The sequence below is a fragment of the Methylobacterium sp. B4 genome, from assembly GCF_003201865.1.
In the GTDB taxonomy this organism is placed as follows: domain Bacteria; phylum Pseudomonadota; class Alphaproteobacteria; order Rhizobiales; family Beijerinckiaceae; genus Methylobacterium.
The window spans coordinates 24,920-31,179 of sequence record NZ_QJJJ01000034.1 but is presented as its reverse complement, the minus strand read 5'-3'; the positions used below and the strand labels follow the sequence as shown (position 1 = coordinate 31,179).

The following is a 6,260-nucleotide window of genomic DNA, read 5'->3' as shown; positions in this document are numbered from 1 at the left end:
CTGACACCCACCGAGTTCATCCTGAATGCCTGGACGAAAGAGCCCAATCGCTTCAGGATCAACCCGTCACACCTCATCCCGGGACCATACACCTAAGGTGGAGCCAGCACGCGGTGCTGGCGGTGTTCGGGGTCTGGGCGATCCTGTCCGGCCTGCTGCAGCTTGCAACCGGCGTGCGGCGCTGGAATGCAGGTGCTCAGTGGGCGATGGCGCTGAGCGGAGCCCAGTCGGCCCTCGCGGGCACCTACTTCATCTTCAAGGCGAATGGTGCCTCGACGCCCGGGATCACGGACATCGCCCCCTACGCCGCGTTCGGCGCCTTCTACTTCCTGGTCTCGGCCGTGTGGTTGACCGTGGCGCAGGCCCGGAAGGGAGCAACGCAACGGATCGCACCTTATTTGTCTGGCATAAATCTCAAGCATCGATTATGAGTAAGAAAAAGTATAGATGTTTAAAGTAGAATAATTAAAATCTACCTCAAACCTCAGTTGAGCGCTTGGTCATAACGAATGTCAGAAGGGCCGTTAACTGCTGGCAAACTCAACTCACGGGGAGCTTCTCTTAACAGCACAGCTGCGCATCACTTCGACGGTCGGCTTAGCGTCTTCACCCACACAACGAGCCTTACTGAACCGCTCAAAACCACCGCGCCGATCCAGGCGGGGCTGCGCATCGTCGTTTATCTGCAAGGACAGATGTGGCTCAAGGCAGGAAATGCTCCCGAGGTCGCCGTGGAAGCGCCGGGCCTTCTGTTCGGCGTCAGTGCGAGCCTGTACTCTCGCGTGCAGGTCTTCGCTCCCTGCGCCCTGAGCAGCGTCCATATTCAGGCAGACCTCGATTTTGCGCGCGCCTACCTGCACGTGGACACATCCCCGATGGTGCGGCGCGCCTTCGACGCGGCAGATGCGCCCTTCTTCGAGGCGCAGGCTGCCGACGCTGCCATCCAGGCGGTGGCTGGGCAAATCCTCGCAGTGTCCGGGCCAGCCGGGCATCCCCTGTTCCAAGCAGCCAAGGCGCTGGAACTGATGGCCCTCGTCCTCGGACACGAAGGCCCTACCGGATGTTCGCGGCGTCCTCGCTCGCTGACTCCAACCGAGCAGGGCCGGATTGAGGCTGCCCACGTTCTATTACTGGAGCGCCTCGACACGGCTCCGGACTTGACTGCTATTGCGCGCCGAACTGGTCTTAACCCATCCAAGCTCAACCGAGGGTTTCGAGCGACCTATGGCATGACGCCCTACGCCTTCCTGCAAGAGCGCAGACTGCAGATAGCCTATCGCATGCTTGCAAGCGAGAGGGCGTCCGTGGGCGAGGTTGCTCTGGCGATCGGGTACTCCCCTGCTCATTTCGCGACGCTGTTCCGCCGTAGGTTCGGCCTCGCGCCGAGTTCTCTCGTGGCTGCAAGATCGAGCCCCCTATGACCTCCTTAGAATCGGCCTAAGTTTTCGCGAAAGAAAAAGTTCTTAATGCTAAAGTCACAATCGTTGTCGCTTTGGGCGCAGGTGGTTATTCCTTGGCTCTACGCTCCGAGTTGTGGGTGAGACGCACGATCGTCGTGTCGTGCTGGGGTTCGACGCGATGCATTTCTCCAAACGATCTTTGTTAGCCGCAGCCTGCACCGCTGCGCTGACTGCTTCGACCGGCCACGCATTGTCGCAAGCGGCCTCAGAGGTCACGCTGGGAGAGTTGTCCGTCGTGGGCGCTGCTGGGAATGGAAGCGGAGCGGACGGAGCGCTGGGACCAGAGCGAGCGAGCGGACCTGTGCGTGGCTTTACAGCGAAGCGCAGCGCCACTGGGACCAAGACCGACACACCGCTGATCGCGACGCCCCAAGCCATCAGCGTTGTCACGGCTGACCAAATCCGCGCGACAGGCGCACAGACCCCCAGCGAAGCGTTGCGCTACACTGCGGGCGTGCAGGTGGAGCGCTTCGGAGGTGATCCCCGCTTCGATTGGATCAAGGTACGCGGCTTCGACGTGCCTGAATATCTCGACGGGCTGCAATTGCCTAAGGGCACCTATGCCTGGTCGCGCTACGAGCCTTACGGCATCGAGCGTCTGGAGGTGCTCAAGGGCCCGGCATCCGTCCTGTACGGTCAGTCGCCGCCGGGCGGTCTCGTGAATTTCGTCAGCAAAAAACCTCTCGACGTGCCCTACCACGAGGTGCTGGTGCAGGGCGGTAGCTACGGGCGCGCCGTCGGCGCCTTCGATGTCACCGGTCCGGTCGATCCGGACAAGCGCGTGCTCTACCGGGTGGTCGGCCTGGGGCGGCTGTCCGACACCATCGTCGATACCGTCAATGACGACCGAGCATTCATTGCGCCAAGCGTGACCTTCCGACCCGATGCCGCAACGCAGGTCACGGTGCTCGGCTACTACATCAAGGACGATACCAAGTCGCTTCAGTTCCTACCCTCGCAGGGAACTCTGACACCGAACCCCAACGGCCGCATCCGGCGATCCCTTTTCCTGGGTGAGCCCGGCTACGACGCCTACCGCCGCGAGCAGTTTGGCATCGGATATGAATTCGAGCACCGCTTCGACGAGGCGCTGACCTTCCGGCAGAACCTGCGTTACTCTGGCGTCAATGCCGATCTGCCGGTGGTGCGCGGGTTTGGGTTTCCGACAGCGGGCGGCGTGGTCACCGATTACCGCAATGTCACGCGACGTGCCGTACGGTTCGATGACAACGTCAATGCCTTCACAATGGACAACCAGCTTGTTCTGAACGCAGCGACAGGCCCTCTCGCGCACACCTTCCTCTTCGGACTAGACGTGCGCACCTTTGACATTGGTTTCGCCACCCGCAATGGCACCTTCGCAAGCCTCGATGTCTTCAACCCGATCTATCGCGGTGTGACCGCCCTGCCGCCGATCACCGCCCGCGTGCGCCAGAACCTGGAGCAGGTTGGCGTCTATGCGCAGGACCAGATCCGGTTCGACCGCTGGGTGTTGATGCTGAGTGGCCGCCACGACACCGTGACGAGCACTACGCTGCAGCAGGTGGCCGGCACGCGTATCGACCAGACCGACCGCGCCTTCACCTATCGCACCGGACTGCTCTACGAGTTCGAGGCGGGGGTGAGTCCTTATGTGAGCTACTCGACACTGTTCCAGCCAGCGACTGGCACCGGATACAACGGTATCGTGCCGCCGACCGCCCTTGGAGCAGGCTCAACGCCATTCCGCCCAACGACTGGCGACCAGATTGAGGGCGGCCTGAAGTACCAACCGCCCGGCACCGCGAGCCTGTTCACGCTCGCAGGCTTCTCGATCGACCAGCAGAACGTGCTGGTGCCGACCACCCTCGGCTTCCAGGCGCAGGTCGGCGGGGTGCGTGCGGAAGGGTTCGAGGCCGAGGCCAAGGTAACGGCCTTCGAAGGCTTCGACGTTGTCGCCGCCTATAGCTATCTCGACGCCCGTATAAGCCAGACTGGCACTGGGCCGACCGCGCCGCGTGTCGGTGCTCGTCTTCCGGTGACGCCCTACAATCAGGCGGCGCTGTTCGGGACCTATACGTTCCAAGATGGGCCGCTGATCGGGCTGACCGTCGGAGGTGGTGTGCGCTTCTTCGGCGACCATTTCGGCGATCTGGCGAACACTATCCGCATACCGTCCTACACGCTGTTTGACGCGGTCGTCCGCTACGATCTCGTCAAGCTCGACCCAGCCTGGGTGGGCGCAACCTTTGCAATCAACGCTACGAACCTCCTCGACAAGGTCTATGTCGGTACCTGCGATACTCTCGGCTCCTGCTACTACGGCAACCCGCGCACGATCCTGGCTACCCTCAGCTACCGCTGGTAACGGCCTGGACCGATAGTGATTGGAGTGCGCCGATGAAGGCCAGCTTCCGGCAATCGATGGCGTGGCTACACGCCTGGTCCGGGCTTATGGTCGGGTGGGTGCTGTTCGCGGTGTTCGTAACCGGCACCGCGAGCTACTATCGGTCGGAGATATCGCGCTGGATGCGACCCGAATTGGTCGCCATGGCCGACCCGAACTCAGAGCGTCTCAGCCGAGCGGCCGAGCACGGCGTGCGCTATCTGAAGGCTCATGCCGGCGATGCTACGGGCTGGTCGATCGGCATGCCAAGCGCCGACTTCCCATTAATTGAGCTGTACTGGCGGTCGCGGCCCGGGCCACCGACCGGACACGCGCTACTCGATCCTCAGACTGGCGAACCTGCCAAGGTCCGGGCCACAAAGGGCGGCGACTTCTTTTACCGCTTTCACTTCGAACTGCATATGCCCCCACTCTGGGGCCGTTGGGTCGTCGGCATCTGCGCAATGATCATGCTGATTGCGCTCGTCTCCGGAATCATCACACACCGACGCATCTTTGCCGATTTTTTCACCTTCCGTCGCAACGCAAAGTCGGTCCAACGTGGCTGGCTTGACGCCCACAACGTCAGTGGTGTGTTGGCGTTACCCTTCCACCTGATGATCACCTATACGGGACTAATCACCTTTGCCCTCCTCTACATGCCCTGGGGTGTGCAGATCGCCTACCACGGCGATGCGCCGCGCTTCTATGCCGAGGCTGGGCAGATCTTGCCACTTCGCACACCGCTCGGACAGCCGGGTGCTCTGTTGCCGCTTGGCTCCTTTGTCACCCGAGCGATCGACGCGGTACCGCAGCCGCTTGAACGGATCACGGTGAACCATCCATACGATGTGAACGCCACGGTGCTGGCCATATTCGAGGAACCGCACGGCCTCGCTCATGTCCACCCTCAGATATCTTTCGATGGCGTCACTGGTGCCGAACTCGGCCGAACCGAGGAGCCGCGAGCCGCGGCTCGAACCTTCGCGACGATGGTCGGCCTGCACGAGGCGCATTTCGCAGGCCCGGCCCTACGGCTGCTGTTTTTCCTGAGCGGCCTGATGGGCTGCGCAATGGTCGCGACGGGGCTGCTTCTTTGGACAGCCGCGCGCTTGCCGAAGGCCGGTCGCAGCAGGCCAGGATTCGGGTGGCGGCTCGTCCACGTGCTCAACGTCACGACGATCGCCGGCCTACCGATCGCGATCGCTGTCTACCTCCTGGCGAACCGCCTCCTTTCCATCGGTCTTGCAGACCGTGCAGAATTGGAAGTCCTGGCCTTCTTCACGGCTTGGGTCGCGACCGCGTTTGTTGCCGCCCTCCGTCCTCGATCCCGGGCGTGGTCGGAACTCTTGACGACTGCATCCATCCTGTTCGCGGCTGTTGCCGCTGCGGACGGATTGCGGATCCTGCTGGCGGATCGTGCGGAGCCTCGCATCGAGCCGTTCTTCTTCCTGTTCGACGGGGCCATGCTGTGTATCAGCGTTGGCCTCGTCCTGGCAGCACGCAAGGTCATGCACCGCGCCTATGACTGTCGGACGCAGAGAGCGCAGTCAGATCTTGTCAATTTACCGATTCCTAGCTCCACGCAAGTCAGATAGATCATGCGGTGAGGACCGCCTGCGCCCACTGTCAGCAAAGGTTCTCACTGGCCGTCCCCGAAGCAGAACATCCGAAAGCCCTCTCAAGATCGAGAATGGCGGTCCAGACCACGCCAGCCAACTGACGCCTTTTATGCGCGTTGCTGTCTAATACGCACGCGAACTCCTGACCCCTTGCAGACATTCGATTCGTTCCGTCGAAGGTCTGGAGGGGGTGCGAAGCCGTCGTTCTGTATCTGCTCGCTGAACGACGGCTTTGTGCCCATATGCCAACTTCGATTCGACGGCCAAGGGCAAATATTCGGTTCCTGAGGCTGTCCGTCCGGTGTCAGAAGCTGACGCCCCCAGCAGTCGTTCCACCGCTGGGGTGGACAGCCAGCTTGACGGGTCGGCGCAGGCGAGCGCGCTCGCCTCAATTCGGTATCAGCTCCCGGGCGGGCCCGCCCGTCTCCTGTCCCCGGCCGCGGGCGTAGGGCGGCAGGGCGGGGTTGTTGGCGTTGGCGGAGTCGGGGTCGGTCTCGAAGAAATCGATGCGCGGCGTCGTGCCAGTCGCCCAGGCGGAGGCGAGCGCGGACGTGCAGAATCCCGAACAGGCTCGCTCCGGCGCGACGGCCTTCGTGCTGGCGCCGGCACTGGCCGTGGCAAGAGCACCAACGGCGACGAGCAGGACGAGAGCTTTGTGCTTGATGCTGTACATATCAGGCTCCTTGGTTTGCCTGCCGAACGCTTCGCTCAGCCCGGCAACGACCTGACAGACGCCATTTTTCGCGAATTATTCCGGGCGCAGTTCGAAAAATTGCGACTTTATCGCTCCGCTTCGGTCATGCGGTGCGACGA

The 6,260-nt window shown here is 62.2% G+C and carries 4 protein-coding genes and 1 pseudogene; 4 read left to right on the top strand and 1 reads right to left on the bottom strand.

Annotation, left to right across the window (positions count from 1 at the left end; translation table 11 throughout):
- Positions 1–98: 98 nt before the first annotated feature.
- The 4 genes and pseudogenes from BY998_RS22725 to BY998_RS22710 all read left to right on the top strand — a co-directional run.
- Positions 99–431: pseudogene (locus BY998_RS22725) on the top strand (DUF308 domain-containing protein); the annotation flags it as partial.
- A gap of 78 nt (positions 432–509) precedes the next feature.
- Positions 510–1,421, top strand: coding sequence for an AraC family transcriptional regulator (locus tag BY998_RS22720; protein WP_110353963.1), 912 nt, complete (start codon positions 510–512; stop codon positions 1,419–1,421).
- Positions 1,422–1,560: 139 nt separating this feature from the next.
- Entirely contained in the window at positions 1,561–3,807 is a 2,247-nt protein-coding gene (locus BY998_RS22715; RefSeq protein ID WP_146221834.1) for a TonB-dependent siderophore receptor, read from the top strand.
- Positions 3,808–3,839: 32 nt separating this feature from the next.
- Positions 3,840–5,423, top strand: a complete 1,584-nt coding sequence (locus tag BY998_RS22710; RefSeq protein ID WP_110353961.1) for a PepSY-associated TM helix domain-containing protein — start codon at positions 3,840–3,842, stop codon at positions 5,421–5,423.
- Positions 5,424–5,835: 412 nt separating this feature from the next.
- Here BY998_RS22710 and BY998_RS22705 read toward each other — a convergent pair whose 3' ends face one another.
- Positions 5,836–6,120: a hypothetical protein gene (locus BY998_RS22705; RefSeq protein WP_110353960.1), complete on the bottom strand. Its 285-nt coding sequence runs from the start codon at positions 6,118–6,120 to the stop codon at positions 5,836–5,838.
- Between the last annotated feature and the right edge of the window lie 140 nt (positions 6,121–6,260).

Excerpts from the sequence above, each read along its gene's own strand:
- BY998_RS22720 (WP_110353963.1), top strand. The coding sequence starts at position 510 with ATGTCAGAAGGGCCGTTAACTGCTGGCAAACTCAACTCACGGGGAGCT.
- BY998_RS22710 (WP_110353961.1), top strand. The coding sequence starts at position 3,840 with ATGAAGGCCAGCTTCCGGCAATCGATGGCGTGGCTACACGCCTGGTCC.
- BY998_RS22705 (WP_110353960.1), bottom strand. The coding sequence starts at position 6,120 with ATGTACAGCATCAAGCACAAAGCTCTCGTCCTGCTCGTCGCCGTTGGT.